24 protein-coding genes and 1 tRNA gene are annotated in these 25,601 nt (G+C 71.5%); 8 read left to right on the forward strand and 17 right to left on the reverse strand.

Going from position 1 to position 25,601, the window contains the following annotated elements:
- Window positions 1-158 precede the first annotated feature (158 nt).
- Window positions 159-980, forward strand: coding sequence for a GNAT family N-acetyltransferase (locus ABT299_RS16580; RefSeq protein WP_500251290.1), 822 nt, complete (start codon window positions 159-161; stop codon window positions 978-980).
- 17 nt (window positions 981-997) lie between these two features.
- On the opposite strand, the gene ABT299_RS16585 is transcribed toward ABT299_RS16580, so the two are convergent.
- From ABT299_RS16585 to ABT299_RS16595, 3 genes are all read right to left on the reverse strand, one after another.
- On the reverse strand, window positions 998-2,116 hold the full coding sequence (locus tag ABT299_RS16585; RefSeq protein ID WP_387031836.1) for a fatty acid desaturase family protein: 1,119 nt from the start codon (window positions 2,114-2,116) through the stop codon (window positions 998-1,000).
- Window positions 2,117-2,128: 12 nt separating this feature from the next.
- Window positions 2,129-3,211, reverse strand: a complete 1,083-nt coding sequence (locus ABT299_RS16590) for a ferredoxin reductase (protein ID WP_500251291.1) — start codon at window positions 3,209-3,211, stop codon at window positions 2,129-2,131.
- 222 nt (window positions 3,212-3,433) lie between these two features.
- Window positions 3,434-4,186, reverse strand: a complete 753-nt coding sequence (locus tag ABT299_RS16595) for a DUF427 domain-containing protein (protein WP_500251292.1) — start codon at window positions 4,184-4,186, stop codon at window positions 3,434-3,436.
- Between the two features lie 193 nt (window positions 4,187-4,379).
- Here ABT299_RS16595 and ABT299_RS16600 point away from each other — a divergent pair, with 193 nt between their 5' ends.
- From ABT299_RS16600 to ABT299_RS16615, 4 genes are all read left to right on the forward strand, one after another.
- On the forward strand, window positions 4,380-5,588 hold the full coding sequence (locus ABT299_RS16600) for an efflux RND transporter periplasmic adaptor subunit (RefSeq protein WP_500251293.1): 1,209 nt from the start codon (window positions 4,380-4,382) through the stop codon (window positions 5,586-5,588).
- A complete protein-coding gene (locus tag ABT299_RS16605) occupies window positions 5,585-6,391 on the forward strand; it encodes an ABC transporter ATP-binding protein (protein WP_500251294.1) in 807 nt (268 codons plus the stop codon). The genes ABT299_RS16600 and ABT299_RS16605 overlap by 4 nt, the downstream gene beginning before the upstream one ends.
- Window positions 6,388-7,686: an ABC transporter permease gene (locus ABT299_RS16610; RefSeq protein ID WP_500251295.1), complete on the forward strand. Its 1,299-nt coding sequence runs from the start codon at window positions 6,388-6,390 to the stop codon at window positions 7,684-7,686. Before ABT299_RS16605 ends, ABT299_RS16610 begins: the two co-directional genes overlap by 4 nt.
- Window positions 7,687-8,682: 996 nt before the next feature.
- On the forward strand, window positions 8,683-9,309 hold the full coding sequence (locus tag ABT299_RS16615) for a hypothetical protein (RefSeq protein ID WP_500251296.1): 627 nt from the start codon (window positions 8,683-8,685) through the stop codon (window positions 9,307-9,309).
- 762 nt (window positions 9,310-10,071) lie between these two features.
- Here ABT299_RS16615 and ABT299_RS16620 read toward each other — a convergent pair.
- Window positions 10,072-11,574, reverse strand: coding sequence for a DHA2 family efflux MFS transporter permease subunit (locus tag ABT299_RS16620; RefSeq protein ID WP_500251297.1), 1,503 nt, complete (start codon window positions 11,572-11,574; stop codon window positions 10,072-10,074).
- A gap of 101 nt (window positions 11,575-11,675) precedes the next feature.
- On the opposite strand from ABT299_RS16620, the gene ABT299_RS16625 reads away from it, so the two are divergent.
- The 3 genes from ABT299_RS16625 (at window position 11,676) to ABT299_RS16635 (ending at window position 14,317) form a co-directional block, all read left to right on the forward strand.
- On the forward strand, window positions 11,676-12,590 hold the full coding sequence (locus ABT299_RS16625; RefSeq protein ID WP_387031852.1) for a TetR/AcrR family transcriptional regulator C-terminal domain-containing protein: 915 nt from the start codon (window positions 11,676-11,678) through the stop codon (window positions 12,588-12,590).
- Between the two features lie 44 nt (window positions 12,591-12,634).
- Window positions 12,635-14,161 carry an alpha/beta hydrolase gene (locus tag ABT299_RS16630; protein WP_347256863.1) on the forward strand — a complete coding sequence of 509 codons (1,527 nt, stop codon included), beginning with the start codon at window positions 12,635-12,637 and terminating at the stop codon, window positions 14,159-14,161.
- A gap of 83 nt (window positions 14,162-14,244) precedes the next feature.
- Window positions 14,245-14,317, forward strand: a tRNA-Thr gene (locus ABT299_RS16635).
- A gap of 70 nt (window positions 14,318-14,387) precedes the next feature.
- Here the strand turns inward: ABT299_RS16635 and ABT299_RS16640 are convergent.
- The 13 genes from ABT299_RS16640 to ABT299_RS16700 all read right to left on the reverse strand — a co-directional run bounded on the left by ABT299_RS16640 (window position 14,388) and on the right by ABT299_RS16700 (window position 25,425).
- Window positions 14,388-15,608 carry a site-specific integrase gene (locus tag ABT299_RS16640; protein ID WP_500251298.1) on the reverse strand — a complete coding sequence of 407 codons (1,221 nt, stop codon included), beginning with the start codon at window positions 15,606-15,608 and terminating at the stop codon, window positions 14,388-14,390.
- A gap of 187 nt (window positions 15,609-15,795) precedes the next feature.
- Entirely contained in the window at window positions 15,796-17,775 is a 1,980-nt protein-coding gene (locus ABT299_RS16645) for a YfjI family protein (RefSeq protein WP_500251299.1), read from the reverse strand.
- A gap of 416 nt (window positions 17,776-18,191) precedes the next feature.
- Entirely contained in the window at window positions 18,192-20,486 is a 2,295-nt protein-coding gene (locus tag ABT299_RS16650) for a DNA translocase FtsK (protein WP_500251300.1), read from the reverse strand.
- Window positions 20,486-20,854, reverse strand: coding sequence for a hypothetical protein (locus ABT299_RS16655; RefSeq protein WP_173095410.1), 369 nt, complete (start codon window positions 20,852-20,854; stop codon window positions 20,486-20,488). Before ABT299_RS16655 ends, ABT299_RS16650 begins: the two co-directional genes overlap by 1 nt.
- Window positions 20,855-20,940: 86 nt before the next feature.
- Window positions 20,941-21,249 (reverse strand): hypothetical protein, encoded by a 309-nt coding sequence (locus ABT299_RS16660; RefSeq protein ID WP_360750109.1) that lies wholly within the window; start codon window positions 21,247-21,249, stop codon window positions 20,941-20,943.
- Complete coding sequence (locus ABT299_RS16665; RefSeq protein WP_500251301.1) at window positions 21,246-21,548, reverse strand: hypothetical protein; 303 nt, start codon at window positions 21,546-21,548, stop codon at window positions 21,246-21,248. The genes ABT299_RS16660 and ABT299_RS16665 overlap by 4 nt, the downstream gene beginning before the upstream one ends.
- A complete protein-coding gene (locus ABT299_RS16670; protein WP_500251302.1) occupies window positions 21,545-21,727 on the reverse strand; it encodes a hypothetical protein in 183 nt (60 codons plus the stop codon). The genes ABT299_RS16665 and ABT299_RS16670 overlap by 4 nt, the downstream gene beginning before the upstream one ends.
- Entirely contained in the window at window positions 21,724-22,437 is a 714-nt protein-coding gene (locus ABT299_RS16675) for a hypothetical protein (protein ID WP_500251303.1), read from the reverse strand. The genes ABT299_RS16670 and ABT299_RS16675 overlap by 4 nt, the downstream gene beginning before the upstream one ends.
- Before the next feature lie 71 nt (window positions 22,438-22,508).
- Window positions 22,509-22,646, reverse strand: coding sequence for a hypothetical protein (locus ABT299_RS16680; RefSeq protein ID WP_500251304.1), 138 nt, complete (start codon window positions 22,644-22,646; stop codon window positions 22,509-22,511).
- 270 nt (window positions 22,647-22,916) lie between these two features.
- Window positions 22,917-24,296, reverse strand: a complete 1,380-nt coding sequence (locus ABT299_RS16685) for a hypothetical protein (protein WP_500251305.1) — start codon at window positions 24,294-24,296, stop codon at window positions 22,917-22,919.
- A complete protein-coding gene (locus tag ABT299_RS16690) occupies window positions 24,293-24,925 on the reverse strand; it encodes a hypothetical protein (RefSeq protein ID WP_500251306.1) in 633 nt (210 codons plus the stop codon). The genes ABT299_RS16685 and ABT299_RS16690 overlap by 4 nt, the downstream gene beginning before the upstream one ends.
- Before the next feature lie 69 nt (window positions 24,926-24,994).
- A complete protein-coding gene (locus tag ABT299_RS16695) occupies window positions 24,995-25,237 on the reverse strand; it encodes a hypothetical protein (RefSeq protein ID WP_500251307.1) in 243 nt (80 codons plus the stop codon).
- On the reverse strand, window positions 25,237-25,425 hold the full coding sequence (locus ABT299_RS16700) for a helix-turn-helix domain-containing protein (RefSeq protein ID WP_173095401.1): 189 nt from the start codon (window positions 25,423-25,425) through the stop codon (window positions 25,237-25,239). The genes ABT299_RS16695 and ABT299_RS16700 overlap by 1 nt, the downstream gene beginning before the upstream one ends.
- Window positions 25,426-25,601: the final 176 nt, after the last annotated feature.

Consider the following 25,601-nt stretch of genomic DNA (forward strand, 5'->3'; position numbering starts at 1 on the left):
TGACAAGGGATCTCCCCGGTTCGTCCGTCTCGGTGCGTGCACCATGACGATCTCCCGCGGACGGTCATCGGGTCGATGACGTGAGGGGTAATGCGGGACGTGAGCGGCCGGGTAATTCGGTTGTCGGCGGGTTCGGGGGCGTCCTAGCGTCGCGTCCCATGGATTCACCGGTGCGGCGGCTCTCGATCGACGACCTTCCCGCGTGCCAGCGGCTCGCCGAGGACCGCGAGTGGGGGAGGGAGGACCGCAAGTGGCGCTTCCTCTTCTCCGTCGGCGACGTCTACGGCATCGACGACGGGAACGGCGGTCTCGCCGCCACGGTGGTGTCGACGCCGTACGGCAAGGACGTCGCGGCCATCAGCATGGTGCTGGTCGCCAAGCGCTACGAGCGGCGCGGCCTCGGCGCCCGGATCATGCGCCATGCGATGGACGAGGCGAGGACGGCGAGCCTCTGCCTGACCGCCACCGAGATGGGCCGTCCGCTGTACGAGCGTCTGGGCTTCCGTTCGGTCGGGACCTGCACCACGTACACGGGCGAGGCCGACGGGCCGTCGCGGCAGGGCGTGTCCGTGCCGGCGACGCCCGCGGACATGCCCGCCGTCCGCGCGCTCGACGCCGAGGTGTTCGGCGCCGACCGGACGCAGGTCGTGGACGGGCTGCCGTCGTTCTGCGCGACCTTCAACGTCGTCCGCGACGGGTCCGGCATCGCGGGTTTCGGCGGCGTGTGGTGGAACGACGGGCGGGCCCTCGTCGGCCCCGTCGTCGCCCGCGACGAGGGGACCGCCCTGGCGCTCGTGGACGAGATCGTCCCGCCGGGGCCGGTGCGCCTCGACATCGACCACCGGCACCCGGAGCTGGTCGCGTGGGCGGAGAGGCGGGGGCTGAGCCCGTTCTTCACGACCACGGTCATGGAGTACGGCGAACCGATCGCCAACGACCCGGCCCGGCTCTTCCTGCCGGTCGCCCAGGCCCTCGGCTAGGGCGACCGGGGCGGGCGTCAGGCGGCGACGGGTTCGCGCGCGGGGGGCTTCGGAGCGGGCTTCGGCTTCGCGGCCCCGCCGGGAAGGGCGTAGCGGAAGATCTTCTTCCAGGTGCTCGTGACCTGCTTCGCCAGCGAGCCGGTGTGGTACGGCAGGCCGTAGCGGGCGCACAGGTCGCGGACGCGCGGGGCGATCTCCGCGTACCGGTTGCTCGGGATGTCCGGGAACAGGTGGTGCTCGACCTGGTGACTGAGGTTGCCGGTCATCAGGTGGAACAGCGGGCCGCCGGTGATGTTCGCGGAGCCGAGCAGCTGCCGCACGTACCACTCGCCCCTGGTCTCGGCGTCGAGCGGGTAGTCCTCCTCGAACACGTCGACGTCGCCGGGGAAGTGCCCGCAGAAGATGATCATGTGGGCCCAGACGTTGCGGACGATGTTCGCGGTGAGGTTCGCCGACAGCGTGGACAGGAACTGCGGGCCGCTGAGCAGCGGGAACGCCAGGTAGTCCTTGCCCCACTGGCGGCGGATCTTGCGCCCGATCGCGCGCAGCTTCGCCTTCGTCACCTCCTCGTCGTGGGTGCCCTCGCGGATCCTGTCGAGCTCCAGGTCGTGCAGCGCGACGCCGTACTCGAAGAACATCGCCAGCAGCAGGTTGTAGACCGGCTGCGGCACGTTGCCCCAGTGCCACGGCTGCTCGGGCGCGACGCGCAGGATGCCGTAGCCGACGTCGTTGTCCTTGCCGAGGACGTTGGTGAAGGTGTGGTGGACGAAGTTGTGCGAGTGCTTCCACTGCTCGGCGGGGGAGACGTTGTCCCACTCCCAGGTCGTCGAGTGGATCTTCGGGTCGCGCATCCAGTCCCACTGGCCGTGCATGACGTTGTGCCCGATCTCCATGTTCTCCAGGATCTTCGCGACGGCGAGGGTCGCGGTCCCGGCGAGCCAGGCGGGCGGCAGCGCGGACGCCATCAGCAGCGCGCGGCCGCCGATCTCCAGCCCGCGCTGCCAGCGGATCACCTTGCGGATGTAGTCCGCGTCGCGCTCGCCGAGATCGGCGGTGACCTCGTCGCGGAGGGCGTCGAGCTCGCGGGCGATCGCGGCGTAATCGGCGGGGGTGAGGTGGTCGGTCGTTGCGGGCATCGTCGGTCCCTTTCAGAGTTCGATGTCGACGGGGCCGGCGGCGGCCGAGACGCAGGTCTGGACGATCTCGCCCTCCTCGCCGTGCACCTCGCCGGTGCGCAGGTCGCGGACCCGCCCGGCGCGGAGGCGGCCGACGCAGCTGTAGCAGATGCCCATCCGGCAGCCGCTCGGCAGCAGCGCGCCGGCGCGCTCGCCGGCGTCCAGCAGCGGGGTGCTCCCGCCGGCGTCGGTCTCGACGCCGCTCTCGGTGAAGCGGACGCGGCCGCCCTCGCCGCCCGTGCCGGCGGCCAGCGCGGGCCGGAACCGCTCGACGCGCAGCCGGTCCTCGATCCCGGCCGCGCGCCAGTGCTCGGCGAGGCCGTCGAGCATCCCGGACGGGCCGCAGGCCCAGGTGTCCCGTTCCGCCCAGTCCGGGCAGAGGCCGGCGATGCCGGACGGGGCGAGGCGGCCGGCGGTGGACGTGTGCCGCTCGTGCAGCCGTATCCCCGGCATCGTCCGCAGCTCTTCGCCGAAGATGACGTCGCCGGCGTGCCGGTCGGAGTGGACGAGCACGATGTCGGGCGCGTCCTCGGCGGCGGCGAGGTGCCGGAGCATCGCCATGACCGGCGTGATCCCGCTGCCCGCCGTGACGAACAGCAGCCGGGACGGCACCGGCGACGGCAGCGTGAAGTCGCCGTCCGCCTCGCCGAGCCGGACGATCGCGCCCGGCCGGATCCGGTGCACGAGGTGCGCGGACACGAAGCCGTCCTCGCCCGCCTTGACCGTGATCGTGATGCGGCCGTCCGGCCGCGGCGGGGACGACAGCGAGAACGTCCGCCAGTGCCGGACACCGCCGATGTCCACGCCGAGCTTCACCCACTGGCCGGGGCGGTGCCCGCGCCAGGCCGTCCCGGGCCTGATCACCAGGGTGGCGGCGCCGGGCGCCTCGTGCCGCACCGCCTCGACGCGTCCGCGCGGTTCGGCGGTGGACCACAGCGGGTTGAGCAGGCCGAGGTAGTCCTCAGGCAGGAGCGGCGTCGTCAGCAGGCGCGCGGCGGCGGCGAGCCGGCCGCCCGCTCCGGACCGTTCCGGCCGTGCTGAGAGTGCAGGGGTCAAGGGTGCCTCCCCGTCGGCGCGCTTAACTTACGGCTTAGTAACCTACGGTTACGTAGCCGTAGGGAGGTCGCAAGTCCTGCTCGGAGAAAGCGACAGGCATCACACCATCGCATGATGTTCCATCCGATGGTGTAATGCCCGGTGATAACTTCCGCGCTCGAATGTGGCCTGGTGGCTAACCCCTCTCAGCCTGGTGACGAGATCGCCCTGGACCGGCTCCGCTCAGAAACGCGACTTCGGCCGCTCCTGCAGCACCCCGTCCACGTAGATGTCGACCTTCTCGCTGTAGAAGCAGACCAGCCCCGCCACCTTGCGGGACTCCTCCAGCGGCGTCGGGTACGACCAGGCGAGATCCTCGTGGACCTTCCCGTTCGCCAGCACCGACCAGTACTCCGCCGTCCCCTTGTAAGGGCAGTGGGTGGCGGTGTCCGTGTGCTCTAGCAGATCCATCCGGACGTGCGTCTTCGGCAGGTAGTACCGCACCGGAAGACCCGTCTCGAACAGCAACCTGGGGCTGGACGACTCCGCCACCGTCACACCGTCCACCTCCACGCGCACGCGCCGGGAACTCGCCAGCACGTCCACGCGCGTGTACGGGTTGCGGGGATGGACGAACACCTCCTCGTCCTCCTCGAACCAGGAGTCCATCGCGCCCCAGTCCAGCCGGACGAGCCCGCGCAGCTCCTCGACCGGCGACTCCAGGTAGCGGAGCGCCGCGCCGGGGGCCTCGGCGCCGTCCACCTTCACCGTGTACGCCGTCGCGTCGCCGCGGCTCGGCGAGCGCTCGCCCGGGCCGTCCTCGACGAGCTCGGCCCGCACGTCCGCCACCGGAACGTAGTAGGTCGGGTAGTAGGGGATCTCCCATACGAGGGTCGGCGCGATGGTGTCGGCCACCAGGTTGCCGCCGAGGTACGCCCGGACGCGCTTGCCGCTCTGCTCGATGCGGACGCGGGTCCGCTCCTTCGCTGCACTCATGACTGGGCCAACCGCCCCCGCGACGCCCCTATTTCGACCGCATGCGGCCGCCGTCCGCCCGGTGCCGCGACGCGGGACGGCGACCCTTGTACCTGCCCGCACGGGCCCGTCCTGTCACACCCGTCCCGGCTCTCTCATCCAATTCTCATATTCACCTCACGAGAGCCCCATGCGCGGCCAAGAGCCTTCTCGCATGAAATGGCCGTTCCAACGCCGGACCACGCTCATCAACGGCGCCCTCGGCGTGCTGCTGGTGGCCGGGGCCGGCACCGCATACCTCACCCTCGGCGACGGAGGTGACGGCGCCGCGGCGGCCACCCGGGTCACGCGGGTGGAGCGCGGCACGGTGTCGGCGTCGGTGTCGGCGTCCGGCTCGGTGGAGAGCGCACGCAGCCGCGACCTGTCGTTCGGCACGTCCGGCACGGTCGCGAAGATCTACGTCAAGGCGGGCCAGAAGGTCGTCGCCGGTGCGGTCCTCGCCCGGCTCGACCAGACCGAGGCGCTCGAGAACATCGACGAGGCCAAGGCCGACCTGGAGGCCGCCGAGGACGGCGACACCACGTCCGCCAAGGGCTACGCCAGCTACCTGCAGGTGAGGAACGCCTACAACTCCGCGCTGCGCGCCTACCAGGGCACCGTCCTCAAGGCGCCGTTCGCCGGCACCGTCACCGCCGTCAACGGAACCGTCGGCGGCAGCTCCGGCGGGTCCGGGTCGTCCTCGTCGGGGTCCGGCTCGTCCGGTTCCGCGTCGTCCGGCGCGGGGGCGTCGGGCGGCGGCGGGTCGGGTTCGTCGTCGTCCTCCTCCTCCTCGTCGGGGTCGTCGTCCTCGTCCGGGTCCGGGTTCATGGAGCTCGTCGACACCAAGCACCTCCAGATCGAAGGCGACTTCACCGAGGCCGACACCACCAAGCTCAAGGTCGGCCAGACCGCGTCCATCTCCTTCGACGCCCTCACCGGCACGACCGCCACCGGCAAGATCACCTCGATCGGGCTGTCCCCGACCACCACCGACAACGTGGTGAAGTTCCCCGCGACGATCTCGCTCACCAAGGTCCCGTCCGGCGTCCGGCTCGGCCAGACCGCCACCGTCGAGATCACCACCGCGTCCGCCGAGGACGTCCTCTACGTGCCGACCGCCGCCGTCAGGACGGCCGGCGGGCAGAGCACCGTCACCGTCGTCCGCAACGGCAGGCAGAGCACCGTCACCGTCGAGACCGGCGTGAAGGGCGACCAGGGCACCGAGATCACCTCCGGCCTCAACGAGGGCGACCAGGTCGTCGTCACCTCCACCGGCACCGGGACGAGCGGCACCACCCAGCGCGGCGGCTTCCCCGGCGGCGGCGCCGGACCCGCCGGCGGCTTCGGCGGCGGCGCGCCGGGCGGCGGCGGGGGCCGCAGGTGATCCCCGCCGTCCGGCAGGACGGCCCCGAGCCCGTCCTCAGCATCCGCGACGTCGGCAAGGTCTACGGGGAGGGCGACACCGCCGTGCACGCGCTGCGCGGCGTCACCCTCACCGTCGAACCCGGCGACTACGTCGCGATCATGGGCGCGTCCGGGTCCGGCAAGTCCACCCTGATGAACATCATCGGCTGCCTGGACGTCCCGACCGCCGGGCGCTACCTCCTCGACGGCATCGACGTCGGCTCCCTCGACGAGCGCCGCCTCGCCATCCTCCGCAACCGCCGCATCGGCTTCATCTTCCAGTCCTTCAACCTCATCCCCCGGATGACCGCCCAGGCCAACGTGGAACTCCCCCTCGCCTACGGCGGCGTCAAAGGCCCCGAACGCCGCCGCCGCGCCCTCGCCGCCCTCCGCGAGGTCGGCCTCGCCGACCGCACCCGGCACGAGCCAAACGAGCTCTCCGGCGGCCAGCAGCAGCGCGTCGCCGTCGCCCGCGCCCTCGTCACCTCCCCCACCCTCCTGCTCGCCGACGAGCCCACCGGCGCCCTCGACAGCGGCTCCACCGCCGACGTCCTCGCCGTCTTCGACCGGCTCAGCCTCGCCCGCCGCACCATCGTCGTCATCACCCACGAGGACGACGTCGCCGCGCACGCCAAACGCGTCGTCCGGCTCGTCGACGGCCGCGTGGTCGACGACGTCCGCCGCGCCCCCGTCGCCGGCCCGCCGCCCGCCGCGTCCTGGACCACGCCCGCCGCGTCCTGGACCGCGGGGGACGCGTCCTGGAACCCGGAGGGCGCCCGGTGAGCCCCCTCGAGATCCTGCGGTTCGCGCTGCGCGGACTTTCCGCCAACAAGCTGCGCAGCTCCCTGACCACCCTCGGCATCCTCATCGGCGTCGGCGCCGTCATCCTCCTCGTCGCCGTCGGCAACGGCTCGTCCGAGCAGATCAAGAAGAGCATCCAGCGGCTCGGCGCCGACTCCCTCACCGTCACCAAGTCGACGACCGGTGGCGGCGGCGGACGCGGCGGCTTCGGCGGCGGCCCGGGCGGCTTCGGCGGGTTCGGCGGCGCCGGCGCCGGCTCCGGGGAGGGCTCCGGCCCCCGCACCCAGGCCCACGACCTCACCACCCAGGACGCCGCCGCCCTCGTCAACGCGGCCGACGCCCCGTCCGTCAAGAGCGCCTCCCCGGTCGTGACCAGCCAGTCCGTCACCGCCGGCTACGAGGGCACCAGCGCCACCATCAACCAGTTCGTCGGCACCACCCCCACCTACTTCGCCGCCGCGAACAAGACCGTCGCGTCCGGCGCCGCGTTCACCACCGCCGACGTCACCGCCGCTAACAAGACCGTCGTCCTCGGCAGCACCACCGCCTCCGACCTGTTCGGACGCGCCAGCCCCCTCGGCAAGAAGATCGACGTCGGTGGCATCCGCTTCACCGTCGTCGGCGTCCTCAAGGCGACCGGCTCGTCCTCCTCCAGCTTCTCCGACCCCGACAGCATCGCGATCGCGCCGCTGCCCGCCGTCCAGGAGACCCTCACCGGCTACGGCGCCCTCAGCCAGATCATCGTCCAGGCCAAGGACAGCGACGCCGTCGACTCCGCGCAGGCCGAGGTCACCCAGATCCTCGGGCAGCGGCACGACATCGCCTCGTCCGGCACCGCCGACTTCACCGTCTCCAGCCAGGCCAGCGTGCAGTCCGCGGTCTCCGAGTCGAACAAGACCTTCACCGTCCTGCTCGGCGCCGTCGCCGCGATCAGCCTCCTCGTCGGCGGCATCGGCATCACCAACATCATGCTGGTCACCGTCACCGAACGGACCCGCGAGATCGGCATCCGCAAGGCCATCGGCGCGCCCCGCGGCGCCATCCTCGGCCAGTTCATCGCCGAGGCCACCGTCCTGTCCCTCATCGGCGGCGTCCTCGGCGTCGTCGCGGGCGTCGTCGGCAGCCTCTTCACGATCGTCGGCGTCAAACCCGTCCTGGTGCCGTCGTCGATCGTGCTCGCCCTGGCCGTCTCGGTCGCCATCGGCCTGTTCTTCGGCAGCTACCCGGCCAACCGCGCCGCGAAGCTCCGCCCGATCGAGGCGCTCCGCCATGAGTGACCGACCAAGGAATCGCCCATGACCCGCAGACGCCGCAGACCCACCCGCCCCGACCGCGCCACGCCGCCGCCCGCCCGCCGCGATACGCGAGCCGAGCCGGGCGACCGCTCGGCGGCGGGACGCGCGAACCCGAGCGGCCCTACCCCGCCCAAGGACACGCCGCCCGCCCACGCCCCGGACGCCGGGCGGGCAGAGCAGCCGATGCCCTCGGACTTCGACGGAGAGGAGGCGCGGATGAGCGTTTCAGGGCACGACGGACAAGACCGCGACGCCGCGGACACCCCCGGCGCATCCGGCCCGGAACACGTCCGCCCATGGGCGAGCACGGGCGCCGCCCAGCACACCCGCCAAGCCCCAGCCCCCTGGCACCCCACCCCCGAACCACCGGCCCAAGCCGCAACCCCAGGCCAGCCCACGAGGCCGACCCAAGCCCCGACACCGGACTACACCGAAGCCCCAGGCCAAGCCGCAACCCCAGGCCAGCCCACGAGGCCGAGCCAAGGCGCCGCGTCCTGGCAACCACCCGCGGCCGGCCAAGGCGCGACGCCGGGCCAGAGCACGACACCAGGCCGGGGAGAGCCCCCAGCCCAAGCCGGAATGTCAGGCCAGCCCGCGGGGCGGAGCCAAGGCGCGGCTTCCTGGCAACCACCCGCACCCGGCCAAGGCGCAACGCCGGGCCAGGGAGAGTCCCCAGCCCAAGCACCAGCATCAGACCAAGCCGCAACCCCAGGCCAGTCCGCAGGGCCGGGCCAAGGTGCCGCGTCCCGGCAACCACCCGTGCGGGACCAGAGTGCGACGCCGGGCCAGGGAGAGCCCCCAGCCCAAGGACCGGCATCAGGCCAGGGGGCAACCCTGCCCCCAGGGCAAGGCGCGGCAACCCTGCCCCCAGGGCAAGGCGCGGCAGCACTGCCCCCAGGGCAAGGCGCGGCGCCGCTGCTCGACCGGGAGCCGGGACGAGGGCCGGGTCGAGGGCCGGAGCCGGTGCTCGAAAGGCCGATGGGCGATTCCGAGCTCCTCGCGAGTTCGCCGTTCGATGGTGACCTCGACGCGGAACTTGCGGCGAAGCCGGCGAGGCGCTCCCTGCCGGGGCCGACCCTCTACTTGGGCGCCGGGCTCCTCCTCGTGGCCGGTTTCCTCGGCGGTGTCCAAGCGCAGAAATGGACGTCCGATGATTCCGGCTCGCCGGGCGGAGGCCCTGCCGCGGCGGGTGGCTACGGCAGGACGGGCGGGCGCGGCTTCGGCGGTTACGGCGGCGGCTTCCCTGGCCAGGCGGGCGGCGGCGGAACGGGCACGGAGCAGGGCGGCCGCGGCGGGACCGGCGGCCCCGGCGGCTTTGGCGGTGGCTTCCCGGGCCAGGCGGGCGGCGGCGCGGGAGCGGGAGCCGGAGCGGGCGGCGGCATGACGTTCGGCACCGTCACCAAGGTCGTCGGCGACACCCTCTACCTGCGCACTTCGGACGGCAAGACCGTGAAGGTCAAGACGAGCGGCAGCACCAGGATCAGCGTCACCAAGGACGGCAAGCTCCGCGACCTCGGCTCGGGCGCCACGGTCATCGTGCGCGGCACCACCGGCAAGGACGGTTCGGTGACCGCGACCACCGTCAACCAGGGCACCGGCCGCTGACCACCGATGAGGAGACGATGAGATGAACAAGGCCAGCGTGGGCCGGTTGCTCGGCGGTCTCGCCGTCACCGGGACGCTGCTGCTCACCGCGGCCTGCGGAGGCGGCGACGACGGCAAGGCGAACGCGAGTTCCAGCAAGGCCGCCGGCACGGACCAGATGTCGGCGTTCCGTGCCTGCTTGGAGAAGCAAGGCGTCACGATGCCGGACCGCGGCAACCGCCCGAGCGGGGCACCTTCGGGCCGTCCGAGCGGTGCTCCGTCCGGTGGACCCGGCGGCGCGCCGCCGTCGGGACGCCCCAGCGGTGCACCTTCGGGCCGTCCGTCGGGTCGCCCCACTGACCGCCCGACGCGCTCGGCGGCTCAGCAGAAAGCCATGCAGGCCTGCGCCTCTCTGGCCCCGCAGGGCGGCCGAGGCGGCTGGGGCGGCCGACCCGGCAACCCCCCGAACGGAGGCCAGAACTCCGCCACCCCCGCCTCCTAACCGACACTGCACCCCGGCCCACGCCACCCCACCTCCTAACCGCTGGGGTGTCGGGAGGGCATTGGTTTCGGCAGGTTCGTGTCGGCGGGGCTGCCGGTTGAGACGCGCGCTCCGATCCCCCGTAGCGGTGCGCGCCGGTGGGGCCCGTCCACCTCCGCGGGCCCCACCGCCCCGGCTGACGTGAGACCACGCGTCGGCGCCGGCGCGGTCGGCGTCGTTCAGCGCCGGCGTGGTGTCGCATGCCGCTGCTCGGAACGGGGCGCGCGGCGCGGCTGAGGGCGTCATGATTCGGCCGCCTTCGCCGTCCCGGGGACGGCCTTCGCCTTTCCAGGGACGGCCAGGATGGGCAGGAGCGCGGCCACGAGGATCGCCGCCGTCCACCAGAAGGTCTCGGTGAAGGCGTTGGTGAGCAGTTCCGGTGTGCGGGCGGTGTGCTGGGACGCGGCCTCGCCGAGGTTGCCGCCGGCGCCGGGGATCTCGTGGCGGATGGCGATCTGGAGGACGACTGCCATCACCGCGGTGCCGAACGAGCTGCCGACCCGGATGAGGATGTTCGCGCCCGTGGTCGCCGCGGCGACCGCCTCGCGGGGGAGTCCCTGGTAGCTCGCCGCCATCAGGGACGGGGCGATCATGCCGTGCCCGAGCCCGACGACGAACATCGCGCCCATGATGACGGCCCGCCCCGTCGCGGGATCGAGCGTGGTCAGGCCGAGCGTGCCGGCCAGGACGATCGCCGCGCCGCCCACGGCGATCCAGCGGCCGCCGAACCGGTCGACCAGCCGTCCGGCCACCGACATCGTGATCATCGCGCCGACGCCCATCGGGGCGAGCAGCCATCCCGAGCCCAGCGCGGACTCCCCGCGGACGATCCGGGCGAACAGCGGGATGAGGATCATCAGCCCGAACACGGACGCGCTGTAGAGGAAGAACCCGCCGGTGGCGGTGGTGAAGGCGCGGGTGCGCAGGAGGCGGAGTTCGATGAGCGCTCCCTCGCGCTTGCGGAGCGCGTGCAGGGCGAACGCGATCACCAGGGCGGCGCCGGCGATGACGCTGGTGAGGAAGCGGGCACCGGTGAGGCTGCTGCCGTTCCCGGCCTCGGACAGCCCGTACACGAGGGCGGCGAGCCCGGGCGACAGGAGCAAGATGCCGACCGCGTCGAGCCGCGCGTCCGCGTCGCGTTCGGTGTCGCGCGGCAGCATCCGGACGGCCGCCAGCAGCGCCGCGGCGCAGAAGGGGACGTTGACGTAGAACATCCAGCGCCAGCTCAGGTGGTCGACGATCGCGCCGCCGAGCAGCGGGCCGAGCACCGGGGCGAGCATCGCGGGCACGGAGACGATGCTCATCACCCGTCCCATCCGGCTCGGCCCGGCCTCCCGGACGAGCATCGTCTGGCCGACGGGCATCAGCATGCCGCCGCCCAGTCCCTGCAGGACCCGGAACACGATGAGCGACGGCACCGACCAGGCCAACCCGCACAGCAGCGAGCCGCCGATGAACAGGCCGAGCGAGACCAGCCACATGGTCCGGGCGCCGAAGCGCCGCACCGACCAGCCGGTCATCGGGATCGCCATGGACAGCGCCAGGGTGTAGCCCGTCACGACCCACTGGATGGTCGACAGCGAGGTGCCGAAGTCCCTGCCGAGCGCGGTGATCGCGACGTTGACGATCGTGCTGTCGAGCACCGTCATGATCACGCCGAGGACGACGACGATCGCCAGGTTGCGCAGATGTGGATCGATGCCCGTCTTCGCCTCGGGCGGGGGCGCCTGCTGAGTGGCCGTCAAGATCAACCCTCCGTTTCCGTACGCCGTATCGGTCATACCGTACACTGTATCGCCCAATCTGTACACCGTATCGATACGCCGTATCGGTTAGGATCGCTGGCGTGGCAGAGAGCAGTGAGCCGCCCGAGCGTGACCACGAACGGCCGGAGCGGGACGAGCACGAGCGGCCCGAGCACCGCGACCGCACAGAGCGGACGGAACGCGTGGAGCAGGCCGGGCGCCGCGAGCGCCCCGAAAAAGCCGAGCGCGGCGAGCGGGCCGCGAGCGATGAACGCGGCGAGCGGGCCGAGCGTCGCGAACGGGCCCGTCCCAACGACATCTGGGCACGGCCGCGCGGCGGCCGGCGTCCGAAGCTGACGCGCGAGGCGATCGTCGACAAGGCCGTCGAGATCGCCGACGCCGAGGGGCTGGAGGCGGTCTCCATCCGCCGCGTCGCGAGCGAGCTCGGCGTGCGCGCCATGAGCCTCTACACGCACATCGAGGCGAAGGAGGACCTCCTCGACCTGATGTACGACGTGGTCGCCGTGGAGGTCCTGGTCGAGGACGGGCTGCCGGACGACTGGCGCGAGGCGATGATCGCGATCACCCGGAAGGAGCGCGCCGCCGGCCTGCGGCATCCCTGGATGTTCGAGCTGGCCGGCCGATCGCCGCGGATCGGGCCGAACGGGCTGCGGCACGCGGAGCAGTCGATGGCCGCCGCGGCGAGGCTCACCGACGATCCCGAGGAGATGCTGGCCATCGTCACGACCGTCGACCACTACATGCTCGGTTTCGTCCTGCGCGAACAGCGACTTCGCGAAATGGGGGTGACGGGCCTGGGTGAGGCGCGGCAGAGCGCGCTGGAGCAGACCTACATCGCCAAACTCCTGGAGAGCGGGGAGTTCCCGCATCTGAGGTCGGTCCTCGACACGGGGATCTACAACCAGGAGGATTTCGACCTAGGGCTCAAATGGCTGCTCGACGGCATCGAACACGATCACCGAGGGAAGTGGCCCTCGACCAGCAGTCCGACGTAGCGTAGGCGCCGGGGTACGTGCCGCTACGACGAGACGGGGTCCAGGTGCGGGCAGCGAGGTACATCGGCGTGGCCATGGCGGCGACGCTGGCGGCGGCGACCGGGTGCAGCGGCGGCGACGGCGGCGGGGGCCGCGAGGCGACGGCCGCGACGTCGCCGGGCACCGCCCCGTCCGGGCTCGGCGCCTTCTACGGCCAGAAGCTGGACTGGAAGAGCTGCGGCGGCGGGTTCCAGTGCGCCACCGCGCAGGTCCCGCTGGACTACGCGAAGCCGTCCGGCGGGAAGGTCGGGATCTCCATGATCCGGCTCCCCGCCCAGGACAAGTCCGCTCGGATCGGCTCGCTGTTCACCAACCCGGGCGGTCCGGGCGGTTCCGGTGTCGACTTCGTCCGCCAGGCCGCCTCGAGCTTCGGGGCCGACCTGCGCAAGCGCTTCGACATCGTCGGCTTCGACCCGCGCGGCGTGGGCGCCAGCGACCCCGTCCGCTGCAACACCGGGCCGCAGCTCGACGGCTTCTTCGCCGCCGACTCCTCGCCGGACGACAAGCAGGAGGTCGACGCCTTCGCGGGCCTGAGCAAGCAGTTCGCGAACAACTGCAAGAGCAAGGCGTCCGCCGAACTCCCCTACGTGGGCACGAAGGACGCCGCTCACGACATGGACATCCTCCGTGCCGCCGTAGGCGACTCCAAGTTCACCTACTACGGCGCGTCCTACGGCACCTACCTCGGCGCCATCTACGCGGAGGAGTTCCCGAAGAACATCCGTGCCCTCGTACTGGACGGCGCCGTGGACCCCAAGGAGTCCGCGATCGGCACCCTGGTGGAGCAGTCCAAGGGGTTCGAGACGGCCTTCCGCGCGTTCGCCGAGGACTGCGTGAAGTCGGCCGGCTGCCCCCTGGGGACGTCCACGAGCGAGGCCGAGAAGAACCTCACCGCCTTCATGGCCAAGACCGACAAGACCCCGCTGGCCAACACGCGCGACTCGCGGAAGGTCACCGAGTCCCTCGCCGTGATGGGCATCGCCACCGCCCTCTACCTCAAGGACTACTGGCCCCTCCTGCGCCAGGCCCTCAGCCAGGCCATGCAGAAGGGCGACGGGACGCTCCTCCTGGCCCTCGCCGACCAGATGGTCGAGCGCAAGCCGAACGGCAGCTACAGCAACCAGACGGACGCCAACATGGCCGTCAACTGCGTCGACAAGCCCAACCCGCCGAACCTCGCCGCCTACGGCCAGGCCGCCGACCAGGCCAAGAAGGCCGCCCCCCACTTCGGCCCCTTCGTCGTCTGGGGCGGGCTCCCCTGCATCTACTGGCCCGTCCAGCCGAAGCAGCAGCCCCAGGCCGTGCACGCCAAGGGCGCCCCGCCCATCGTCGTCATCGGCACCCTCCGCGACCCCGCCACCCCGTACAAGTGGGCGCAGAGCCTCGCCAAGCAGCTCGACTCCGGCGTCCTCCTCTCCTTGGACGGCGACGGCCACACCGCCTACCTGCAGGGCAACGCCTGCATCACCAAGGCCACCGACACCTACCTGGTCACCACGGAGCCGCCGAAGAACGGGACGCTCTGCCACTGACCGAGCCGTGCCGTGGATTAACCAGTGCGCATCCACCCCCGCGGACCCGGTAGACTGCATCCAGCCGTGTTCGCGCACGGCGCGCCGCCTTAGCTCAGTCGGCAGAGCGATTCACTCGTAATGAATAGGTCGTCGGTTCGATTCCGACAGGCGGCTCCCAGCTCAGAAGGCCCATCGCGATTACTCGCGATGGGCCTTCTGCATGACCGCCTGACACACTGCCTGACTAGACGTCCTCGGCAGCGACGGGGAACACGTCGTCCATGGCCTCGGCACCGGCCAGCAGCGCGGGCCGGATCTGATGCCAGTAGACCGTCTCGGTGACCTCCGTGCTCTTGTGGCCGGCCAGCCGTGAGATGTCCTCAATGGGGACGCCTGCGTCCGACAGCACCGACACGAAGCTGTGCCGTAGCTCCCGCGGCGTCCACTCGTCCGGGTTCAGGTCCGTCCTCGCCAGGACGGCCCGGAACGAGCGCAGGACGTTGTTGGCGTTCCGCTCGGTGCCCACGGTGGACGCGAAGACCAGGCCGTGCTCCTGCCAGGCCGTGCCGGCCGCCTGGCGCTGCTCGTCCTGCAGTTGGCGCTGGAAACGCAGGGCCTCCACGCACCGCTTGGGCAGCGCCAGCGTGCGCCTGGACTTCTTCGTCTTGGTCTTGCCGCCAGCGCGTACCGATCGCCACACCCTGATGGACGGCGGGACGGGCGGCTCAGCTTCTGGCCGACCGTCGAGGTCGACGTGCGTCCACGTGAGAGCGCGCAGCTCCTCCGTGCGAGCACCGATCAGCAGGGACAGAACGATGTAGGCGTACATCGAGGTATTCGTCGCCGCTGCCAGAACCGCGGCCGCCTGGTCGAGGGTCAGCGACTTGGACAGGCGCCCGGCTTTCCCTCGCGGCACCTCGCAGAGGAGGACGACGTTGCGCTTGACCTTGTCGCGCGCCTGAGCGCGAGCCACGGACCGCTTGAGGATGGATCTGAGCTGGCGGAGAGTGTCGGTGCTGAGGTGCTTGGCCTTTTCGGCGAGCCAGGCGTCCACATCGTCGGCGGACAGTTCGCGCAGCTTTCGCGCGCCGAGATTCGGGATGATGTGGTTACCGGCCAGGCTCCGGCACTTGGTCCGTGTTTCGTCGTCGCGGTTTACGAGCCCGTATTCGAGCCAGTTCTCGACGGCATGCCTGACGGTGTACTTGGTGTCCTCGCTCGGCAGGCCGTCGTCGCGGTCACGCAGCTTCTCATGGAGCTTCTTGAGCGCCTGGCGTTTGTTCTTGTCGCTGGCCGTCCGGACGATCCGCTTGCCAGCGGGTGTGTATCCGACGGTGATCTCTGCGATCCAGCGCTGCCGGCTCTCGCTCCACCGCAGACCGCCGTCCCCTTGAGGTCGGCGCTTCCGCCTCGACTTGTCAGCCGGGCCCGAGGCGCCGGGAGCGTTGGGGGTGGTCTCGGTCATCGATCGTTCCTCCGGGTTGGTCATCACGCTGAGTGAGAGTGAGGAGGGCCCGGACGTGGCTCTGCACGGCTGCACGCATGCACACAATGCACAACAATTGATTTCCGTGCATTGTGTGCATGCGTGCAAGGGTGCGGGCGGCCGTGAGCCGGTCGGGCCAGTGACGGTGTGTGACGGTGGGCGGTGGTCACGAAGTGCCCTCCGATGCGGCGTTCGGGTGGGTTTCGTAGACGGCGGCGGGTACCCGTCCAGCGCCTCCGCTGCGAGGTGGGACAGGCAGGCGCCTGATCCAGCCGTGGGTTTCCAGGACGCGTAGGCCGGCGTCGACGTCGGCGACCTTGCGGAAGCGGGGCCGGAGGGCCTGGACGGCGTCGCGGGCGGTGAAGCGGTGAGTCCCGGTGCGTGCGATCCAGTCGCGTAGCGCGCGAGCGTCGGCCAGGTCGGGATCGGCGCCGATCAGGTCGTAGGCGGCCTGGGCGTGCGCGAGGAAGTAGTCGCCGATCTGGCGTGCGCAGGCGAACGTCTCTGCGGTGATGGGGCGGGCCCACGTGCCGTGGTGATGCTGGGCTATGTGGAGCAGGCCGGCGATGCGGACGACGGCGCCCGGGTACTTGCCGCCCCAGTCGGGCATGTGCGCGAGGTCGTTGCCGGGCCGGTATCGCGGCTCGGTCTCGCGAAGCAGCTCCTGGACGGCGGCAATGGCGGAGTCGCTGAAGTTGAGGCTGATCGGTTCGTCGAGGCCGTGCAGCCGGGTGATGAGGCTGGTGAGTGTGTCGGCGTAGGTCTGGGCGATATGCGGTGGGATCAGTTCCGGGCTGGCGTCGCGATAGCCGAGCAGGGAGGCCGGGACGGCGTACAGGATGCGCCCGAGCAGGCCCTGGCCGCGGAATTGCGGTGTGTCGGCGAGTCCGGCCAGGACGTCGGGCTGAGTGCAGATGCCGAGGGTGACGTGCGCGGACTCGATGATCTCGGAGGGCCGCCCGACGCGGTCGATGCGCATTCCCTCACCGGCGTGGCCGTGCTTGAGGACGGCGAAGTTCGGTGCGCCGCTGTAGCGGCCTGCGGCGATGGAGAAGATCTCGCCTTCTGGGGAGAGGACGGCCATCTGTCCGCCTTGCTGCGCGAGCTGCGACGTCAGGATCTCGGGCGTGGCGTCGTCGGAGAACAGCCGCGGCTCGGCCGGGACCTGCAGCTCCTGGAGCCGCTCGGCGGCGATGCGCGCGTCGGCCAGGTGTTGCTCCCGGACGATGGCGTCGATGGCGTTGATCGCGGCCTTTTCCGCCTTCTCCATGTCCGCCTCGGCGACGCGCCGCTGCATGGCGATGTCGGTGATGTACGGCTGGGCCTGCTCTCGCAGCATCGCCTCGGCGGCTCGGATCGGGCTGGTCATCGCCGCGAACACTTCGGATTTCCGGTTCCCGGGCCCGAGGGCGATGACGGTGAAGATGTTGGTCGGTTCGCGCCAGCCGCGCGCTTGGACCCAGACCTTGCCGCCGGCGGCGACCGCGAGCACGGCCAGGGCGAGACAGCCCGCCAGGTCGGGCGGCGTCTGGGTCTGCTCGGCCAGCCGGGCGGCGTATTCGGCCAGCCAGTCCGGCAGCATCGGCAACGGGAACGTCGGCAGGACGCGGGCCGCCTCGAGGGGCGTGGGTGTCGGCCAGCCATGGGCGTCCGGTGCGGTGATCTCCTGGACGGCGGACGTGACGGCGCCGCGTAGATCGGTGGTGTCGCCGTCGGCCGCCTGGTGGCCGAGCTGGGTGAGGCGGATGCCGGTCGTCGCGACGGTCCGGGCGTATGCGAGATCGGCCAGGCGGTGCGCGTAGTAGGCGGCCTGTGTCGAGGACACCGTGTCCTGGATCAGGGTGTGCAGGTAGGGACCGCCACCGACCTTGCTGAGTCGGCGCGGGCCGAGCTCGGCGGCGACCGCCGTGGGCTCGCAGGGGTCGCCACGGTCGGCGAGGTCACAGATGGCCTGCCAGACCACCTGATGGGCGGGCCGGTAGAACTCGGTGCCGTTCAGCACGTCTCGGGCGTCGGCTACGGCTCGCGCGGACAGCATCATCGCCCCGAGGACCTGTCGTTCGGCTCCGAGGTCGTGGGGGAGTGCCTGGGACAGGCTCTGGTCGTCCTGGCGATCGTCCACGACGCGAAGCGGAGGCTTGGTCATCGGGTGACCGTCCTCAAGGCGCTGTGTCGTCCGGGCGGGCGTGCCCAGGCAGATCTCATTGGTCCTCCACGGCGAAGACGAGGCCGTCCGCGAGCGGTGAGCGGGACGGGACGGATGTGACTCGACGGGCCGAGAGAGACCCGGTCCACCGGAGCCAGTGGCCGGGCTCTGCTCTTCAGGTCGGCCGGCGAGAGTCGTTCGGCGGAACCCGTGACGCCAGGGCCACAGGTAGGGGCTGGGGGAGGGAGTTACAGGTCAGAGGCGGTGTGACGCCGTGACATGGCGCCCGTGACGCGGGTGTGGCACGTACCCGTGACAGGCGCGTGACAAGATCATCCCCGCTGCGGGTGCGCCCCCACGCGCAGCCGCACGGGAGCCGGGCCTTGTGCGGAGCGGCGTCACGCTCACACGGCCGCTCATGCGGCGTGCCCGAGGTCGTCGCGGTCCAGGGGCGACAGGTCGACGATGTTGAACGTCGTGCTGCTACCGGACTTGTCGGCCCGGAGGACGCCGCGGGCAGTCAGGTCTTTGAGGACCTTGTAGATCCAGGCGCGGCCGTTGCCGGAGCGGTTGCGGACGGCGGTCAGCTCGGAGTCGGAGGCGGTGAACGACGGCCTCCGGCTCTCCTGGCGGTGCCGGAGCCAGTCGTACACCAGCCCGCGGGCGGCGGCCGGTGTCATCGCCTCACGGTCGTCGTCCTCGCTGACGAGGCTTTCGGCCTCGGCGTCGGTCGGCTCCTGGACGCGGTCGCCGGCCCCTGCGGTAATGGCCGGATCGGGGTCATCGGTGCGGAGCGCGGCCGCCACCGGGTCACCGCTGTCTCGCAGCCGAGCAGCCGCCTCGGCGCCGTCGGCGGTGCTCATCAGGACGGGGCGGCCTTCACCGTCGTCGCCGGTGGGTCCGACGACGCCCTTGCGCTCCAGGGCCTCCAGGAGCCGCAGGGAGTCCTCACGGCCGACACGGAGCTTGCGCTGCAACGTCTGCGGTGACGCGTGCTGGACGGCGATGACCAGCTCCGCCGCGTCGCCGAGCAGCTCGGCGAAGGCGGCGGTGAACGCCTCGCGCTCCTCGTCCTGGACGACGTCGCCCTCACGAGCCTGTGGGGCAGGGCTCACTGTCGGAGGAGCCGCAGCCGGGTCCTGGACGGGCGCCGGTGTCCGAAGGCGGCTCAGCGCGGCGGTGAAGTGGTCGACGTCCTTGGCGGCGGCCGGGAACGTGGCGGCGTGCGCGGCCATCGCGGCGTTGGCCTCCGCGCTGCCGGCACCCCAGGAGAAGGTGCGCAGCGGCATCGCGAAGTGCGTGGATCGGACGCTCTTGCCGTCCAGGTAGGCCATGCCGGGGTAGTGGTCTTCCCACTCGTGCGGCTCGACGCCCGCCTTGCGCTGCCGCGCGGACACGCCGTACTTGACGTCGTCGGGGTCGGACAGCCCGAAGCACATCTTGGCCATCTGGGAGCGGATCAGCGTTGGGATCTGGGTGTAGTCGGCGCGCTGCAGCGACAGGATGACGCTGCCGCCAGCAGAGCGGATCTCCTTGAGGATCTCCGCCAGCCGCTCCTCGTCCTCTCCGGCCAGCTCGTTGAACAGCTTGGGGACTTCCTCGATGTGCAGGTACCAGTAGGTCAGCCCGCACCCGGGCTCCCATGCCTGGTACCCGTGCGCGGCCAGCCACTTGGTGCGCTCGGGGATCGCGGCGTGCATGGCTCGGATGAGGTCGACGGCGCCGGCCTTGCCGGTCTCGAAGCGATGCAAGCCCGCGTTGAGCGGCCCCATGGTCTGGTCGTCCTTGGAGACGTCGATGGAGAACACGGCGGCGTCGATGCGGGTGATGATCTCGGCGACGATGTTCCACGCGCCACCGATGGACTTGCCGCTGCCGGTCATGCCCATGATCTGCAGGTGATGGCCGACGAACCGGTACTCGACCTCGTCACCGTCCTGGTAGATCCCGATCCGTAGCGGCTCGTCCACCGAGCCGCCCGGGCGGGACGGCCCCGGCCAGGCGATCGGGCGGCGGATGGCGCGCGGGTCGGAGACGGTGACGTGGGCCCGGTCGGCGCGGTCGTCGTCCCGCGCCACGATCACCGAGCCGGGAGGCAGCCGCATCCCGGACTCGATGCGGTCGGTGGCCTTGATGGCGTCCTCGGCGGTCTTCTCCCCGGCCGGGAGCTGCATCTGCCCCTTGACCTTGTGGTCGGTGACCTCGGTGGCGCGCACCCGCGCGCCCTTGAGCCCGGCCTGCTCCTTGGCCCGGTCGAACAGCGAACCGAGCGCGTCCTCGGACGACTCGCCGTCGCCCTGGCCGCGGATCACGGTTCGGATGTTCCAGCTCAACGCCAGCGTCGCACCACCGAAGAACAGCGCCCCCGCCGTGGTGTCGGCGGTCACGCCGGTGATGGTGGCCACGGTGAACCAGCTGGTCGCGGCACCTGCGGTCACGGTGGAGTGGACTCGTCCGAGCATCCGCCGCCGGTGGGTGGCCAGCCAGGTCAGCGCGGTCAGCAGCGTGGAACCGAGCGTGCATCCGGCCGCCGCCCACGTCACCGCCGGAGCCGCACCCCACATCGCGTGCGACACCGCGCCGCCGGCGGCCTCCAGGCCCAGCACCGCCCACGGCGGCACCAGCACGCCCACCTTGGACACCGCCGACACGGCGATGCGCTCCATCGTCGCGTCCTGCACCAGCTGCAGGCTCTGCGTCTTGCGAGCCATCACAGATCAACCTCGCCCTTGTAGTCGCTCTTCTTGGTGGCGCGGTCCTCGCCGTCGAGGAACTCGTTGCGGAACTGGATGTTGAACTTCACCGCCTCGGCGCTGACCCCCTCGACCAGCTCCCGGGCGTCGCGCAGATGCCTGCTCACCCACCAGGCCCGGACGGCCACGTCCACCCCGGCGAGCAGCGGGTGCCCCTTGAGCTGCCGCATCGCCGCGTCCGCGGCCGACTCGGCGGCGTCCAGCTCGCGCGCCAGGTCGTGCGCGAAGCGCTGGGTGGCCTTGGCGTAGGCGGCGACCTGCCGGGGCACCTTGCCGCGGAACTCGATGGCGGCGATCTCGTCCAGCCGCCGACTTCCCGAACCCATCTGACGTTGACCTCCTGGAATCCCTGCTCACGGCACATCCCGGATCGGGGCGGCCGACCTGTGAGGACCCGGCCGCCCCGATCTGGTCAGGACGGCTTGAAGTGCTTGCGGTAGGAGCGGTGGAACTGGTCGGCGCTGTCGGCCACCGAGGCGGCCAGGTCCTGCGCGCGCTTGAGTCGCTTGGCCACGCGGCGGGCCCGGATCTTGGAGTCCAGGCCGAACAGCAGCAGGTGGCCCTTCATCGTGCCCATCGCGGCCTCGGCGTCCACGGCGGCGATCTCCAGCTCGGTCTTCCACCGGTCGGCCAGCGCCTCCAGCTCCTGGCCGTAGGTCTTGAACGCCTCGCCGAGCGAGCCGCGGAACTCCACGTTGGACAGCTCGGTGATGTTGCTCATCGCCACACCCTCCGCTTCTCGTTGTCGTCGATGACCTCGGCGTCGACGGCGCCGGCGCGTCCGGCCCGGTACTCATCGGCCAGCACCCGTCCGGCCCTGCACAGACGCGGTGCGAGCGGCGCCGTTCCCAGCAAGGCGGTCACCAGCGCGTCCAGCGCCGTCGCCAGCAGCGACAGCACAGCGAGCACGCCACGCGCCACCGGGCCGAACCGCTCCCAGAAGGCGGGACCGGGCGGCGTCTGGATCCGGAAGTGCCGCGACAAGCTCGAGCCCTTGGCGGCGCCTTGCGTCGCGTTCACCGCCGCCTCCGGACAAAAGGGCGCGAGCGGACGGCCCACCAGGCGGTCAGTGCCGCGACCATGCAGGCGGCGTTGCCGTACATCGCCGTCCACATCGTCAGCGCCGCCCACACCACCAGGAAGACCAGGACGAACAGCAGCACCGCCCCGGCCAGCGACCGCCGGGCCCGGGCGTTCACCGGTTCACCCCTTGAGCGCGGCCGCGGACGCCGACGTAGACGCACAGCGCCACGTACGCCGTCCCGAGGACGGCGGCCCAAAGCACGATCCGGCCGAGGACGTCCAGGCCCGGAACGACGCCGACGACGGCGAGCACGGCCATCAGGGCGCCGATCAGCACTCGCGACAGCCGGTGCCGGGAGGGGCGTTTGGTGCTGCCGCCGGCCCGATGCTCCTCGACCTCGGCGAGCACGACCAGGACCTCGGCGGCCCGGTCGCCCAGGTGCTCAGCGGCCAGCGAGCGCAGCCGCCGCAGGCAGGACGCGCGCCGGTCCGGCGCCGAGGTGTGCGCGAGTTCCGTCCAGGCCAGCAGCTCGGTCCTGTACTCGTCACCCGGAAGCGGCTCGGCGTCAGCCCAGGGGACCGCACCGATGACCGCGCGCTCGGTCGCGGCGACCTGGCGCAGCAACGCCGCCTGGCCGGCCAGCGAGTAGGCCATCGGCCGTCCGTCCGCGTCGGCCTCGCGGCCCCACGCGGCAGTGTGCGTCTCGGCCAGCTGCTCGGTGAGCTGTGCGGCGCGGTCCTGCAGCGCCGCCCGGTCGTCGTGGTCCTGGGCCACGTACAGGTCGTCGAAGGTCTCGTTCAGGGTGTCCTGCAGATCGGCGTACTGGCGGCGCGCGGCCGAGCGGTCAATCCGCGCCCGCAACGCGTCCGGAATGCTCTTCAACATCGGAGAAGCTCCTGTGTTGGTCTTGGGGGAGAGGGGCCGGCTCCGCGGAGCCGGCCCCTGGTGCCGTGTCGTCAGCGGGCGGCGGTGCGGAACTCGCCGTCCCGGGAGCACCGCCAGACGTCCTGACTCGGCCCGGTGCCGCCCTCGCGGCCCTTGTAGGTCACGTTCTGCGCGCTGCCGCACGTCGGGCAGCACGCTTTGCCGCTCACTTCTTGCCGCCCTTGGCCAGCTCGGGGTAGCCGCGGCCCTTCTTGCCCCACATCGAGGACGTGGGCGCGGTCGCGGTGCCTCCGCTGCTGGACCGGCTCTGATCGGACATACTTGGACCTGCCTCTCTTGAGGTGGGCCTCGCCGTTGTCTTTCCTAGGGACCGTCGGCGGGGCCCTTTGCGCTGGTCACGGGCGGAATTGCCCGAGACGATGGAGGCCGGGAGATATCCGGCTCTGGTCAGGCGTGGTGTCCGGTGCGGAAGGTCGTCATCACCGCTCGCCGCCCACCACGGACAGCTCGGCGCGCGACGTCGCCGGCGGCTCATCCGGCTCGGGCAGCACCTGGACGATGGCTCGCTCGATGTCCGCGAGCTGCTCGGCGTACAGCTCCTTGACCTTCTTGGCTCGCGCGAACCCGAGGCCGAGAGCGCTCTGGACCTGGCGAATGGACGCGTCCTCGGGCAGCTCGCCCCGGTCGATCGCAGCGACCATGCGCTCGCACTGCTGTTCGTCGGTGAGCCCACGCGGCGGCGCGGGCTTCGCGCTCTCCGGCACCCGGACGCCCTTGTTCGGACGCCGATTACGGGGCGCTTCCGACTTCCGCTCTTGCGGCCGGTCGTCACCGATTCGCGGCCTCGTCTCCCCGCCCTCGGCGGCGGTGCGCGCCGAGGCAGGCCGAGCGATGACCGGCAGGATTCGCCGCTGACCGCTGGCGACCGGCCACGCCACCACCGGGACGATGCCAGCGCCCTCAGCGTCACCCTCCTCGGCGCTGTCGGAAGCGTCCAGAGGCGAAACGGCGGTGCCGCGCTCGGCGAGCGCCGATTCGGCGCTTCGCAGGTCCATCTCTGCCAGTCGCGGCATCGCCTGACCGTCCTTGTCGTGCCAGGGATCGGCCGTGCTGATCGACCTGTCGATCACGCCGATGAGGTGCGCCGTCACAGCCGCACCGACCGGCCCGAGCGCGTGGGCGGACATAGCCCCCATGACCGCCCACACGGACACGTGGGTGCTGTGGCCGGCGGGCACGGCCGCGACCAGGTTGAGAAGGACGGACGTGGTCAGACAGCCCACGCCGATCTTCTCCGCCTGCCTCGACAGCTCACCGCCGGCACCGGCCAGCCGTGCGCGGACGGCGATGATCCAGCACACCGTGCCGATCAGCAGAGCCTCCAGGCCCCACAGTGCCCACCACACCGGACTGTGCGAGTCGACCTGCATGATGCGTGCGGCGCCCTGCTGGACACCGGTCGTCGACCAGATTCCGAATCCGACCAGCAGCGGCACCAGGACGTACAGGTTCCGACTGCGCAGCCACTCCAGACGCAGCGCACGAGCTTCACCGGACCGAGCCATCAACGCCTTGACCCGCGTCCGCTCCCCGGCCGCCCGGAACTGCCGGTGCATCCGAGCCAGCTCCGCCTCGGCCTGGACGTCGGCCTCGCGCTCGGCGCGCGCCAGCTCGGCCAGCCGCGACTCTTCGGCCACGTCCGCCCGCGCCCGGCCGTGACCGGCCTCCGCCCGGAGCCGCTCCAGCTCGTCGACCCGCCGTGCGTCCGCCAGTTCCCGCTGCCGCTGCAGCTCACGGGCCAGCTCCTCCGGACTCCCGGGCACGTCGGAGGTCGGCGGCTTCCTGTTCAGGAACGTCATCGCGAACGTCCTCCCTCCAGGACGTCCATGACGGGCCCGACCATTCGGTTCAGCTCGGTGACCAGCCCTTCGACGGCCTGCCGGGCGGCGTACTCGACACCGTCGGTCGGGCCGCTCGGAGCCGCCGGCAACAGGCCGACCGGAACGGCGAACGTCAGCGCGAGGCTGGCCTGCATGAACGGGTACTCGGTCACGTCCTTCTCGGTGGGGTCGACGTAGTCGTAGCCCTCACCGCGAAGTTCCGTCGGCCAGTCGCGCCAGTACCGGCCGCGCTGCCAGTCGAACGACTGGGCCAGCGCCGTCGGCCAGGGCGCCACCAGGCTCACGGCCGCGACCAGCGTTCCGTCCCACTGGCTCCGCTCCACGCAGGTGCTCAGCACCCGCGACTGGTGGCGGACGTAGCCGGGCGCCATGACCGGCCCGGTCGCCGTCCGCCAGGCCGCGGCCGCGAACTCGGCCAGCCTGGTCGACGGCTCACCCCACGTACCGTCCCAGCACCCGGCGAACGAGCCGCCCAGCCAGTCACGCACGTAGGCGTCGTACCGGGAGACGCCGTCGCTGGCGTACTCCCGGTCGTACTCCGCATCGACCCAGAACGGGGCGGAGGGAGTGTCAGAATGAAGGTTCATCGGGTTGGACCTCCTGAGGTCCGATCAAGGCCCTCGTCAGGCGGTTGCGTCGCCATGACGAGGGCCGCTCTACGTTCCGGGGCTCTTGAGGCGCACCTGCAGGTAGGCGCGCACGTTCCGAGAGGCGCCACGGCACGGGCACGCCGACGACACCTCGATCAGGTCGAACGCCTCGGCCAGGACCTCGGCCCCGGCCAGCACCTCGTCCGGGAGACCGATCAGACGGATCCGGAGACCGGCCGCGGGTATGCCCTCGGCGGCCACCGGCTTAACCGCCAGGTCGGTGCCGGGCTTGCGGCGCTCGCGGGCCATCAACTGGCCTCGCTCTCCAGCAGCGCGATGTACTCGGCGATCGCCGAGCCCGGGATCCGGCGCGAGCGGCCCTCCTGGACCGACCGCAGCCGGCCCGACCGGATCAGCTCGTAGATCACCGACCGGGACAGCGACAGCAACTCCATCGCCTCGCTGACCCGGTACAGCCGCACCGGAGCTGTTGGCATGGGGGAGATGGTCACGATGGCTACCTCCAGATGTCGGTGGCCCGAGATGGCACTTTCCGGGCCTTCCGTGTTGGTTCGCGAGCGTCCGTGGTCGGTCGCTAGCAGACGAGGCGGAGCCTAACACATATGTCATAAGCGGCAAGGTGTGAGTCTGAAGTGGCCCCTGACCTGCACGG

Source organism: Spirillospora sp. NPDC000708 (genome assembly GCF_040299565.1).
Lineage (GTDB): Bacteria > Actinomycetota > Actinomycetes > Streptosporangiales > Streptosporangiaceae > Spirillospora.

Excerpts from the sequence above, each read along its gene's own strand:
- ABT299_RS16655 (WP_173095410.1), bottom strand. The coding sequence starts at position 20,854 with ATGGGTTCGGGAAGTCGGCGGCTGGACGAGATCGCCGCCATCGAGTTC.
- ABT299_RS16640 (WP_500251298.1), bottom strand. The coding sequence starts at position 15,608 with ATGACCGAGACCACCCCCAACGCTCCCGGCGCCTCGGGCCCGGCTGAC.
- ABT299_RS16675 (WP_500251303.1), bottom strand. The coding sequence starts at position 22,437 with ATGTTGAAGAGCATTCCGGACGCGTTGCGGGCGCGGATTGACCGCTCG.
- ABT299_RS16585 (WP_387031836.1), bottom strand. The coding sequence starts at position 2,116 with ATGCCCGCAACGACCGACCACCTCACCCCCGCCGATTACGCCGCGATC.
- ABT299_RS16660 (WP_360750109.1), bottom strand. The coding sequence starts at position 21,249 with ATGAGCAACATCACCGAGCTGTCCAACGTGGAGTTCCGCGGCTCGCTC.
- ABT299_RS16615 (WP_500251296.1), top strand. The coding sequence starts at position 8,683 with ATGGGCGATTCCGAGCTCCTCGCGAGTTCGCCGTTCGATGGTGACCTC.
- ABT299_RS16685 (WP_500251305.1), bottom strand. The coding sequence starts at position 24,296 with ATGACGTTCCTGAACAGGAAGCCGCCGACCTCCGACGTGCCCGGGAGT.
- ABT299_RS16600 (WP_500251293.1), top strand. The coding sequence starts at position 4,380 with ATGAAATGGCCGTTCCAACGCCGGACCACGCTCATCAACGGCGCCCTC.
- ABT299_RS16700 (WP_173095401.1), bottom strand. The coding sequence starts at position 25,425 with ATGCCAACAGCTCCGGTGCGGCTGTACCGGGTCAGCGAGGCGATGGAG.
- ABT299_RS16695 (WP_500251307.1), bottom strand. The coding sequence starts at position 25,237 with ATGGCCCGCGAGCGCCGCAAGCCCGGCACCGACCTGGCGGTTAAGCCG.
- ABT299_RS16595 (WP_500251292.1), bottom strand. The coding sequence starts at position 4,186 with ATGAGTGCAGCGAAGGAGCGGACCCGCGTCCGCATCGAGCAGAGCGGC.
- ABT299_RS16580 (WP_500251290.1), top strand. The coding sequence starts at position 159 with ATGGATTCACCGGTGCGGCGGCTCTCGATCGACGACCTTCCCGCGTGC.
- ABT299_RS16690 (WP_500251306.1), bottom strand. The coding sequence starts at position 24,925 with ATGAACCTTCATTCTGACACTCCCTCCGCCCCGTTCTGGGTCGATGCG.
- ABT299_RS16650 (WP_500251300.1), bottom strand. The coding sequence starts at position 20,486 with ATGGCTCGCAAGACGCAGAGCCTGCAGCTGGTGCAGGACGCGACGATG.
- ABT299_RS16645 (WP_500251299.1), bottom strand. The coding sequence starts at position 17,775 with ATGACCAAGCCTCCGCTTCGCGTCGTGGACGATCGCCAGGACGACCAG.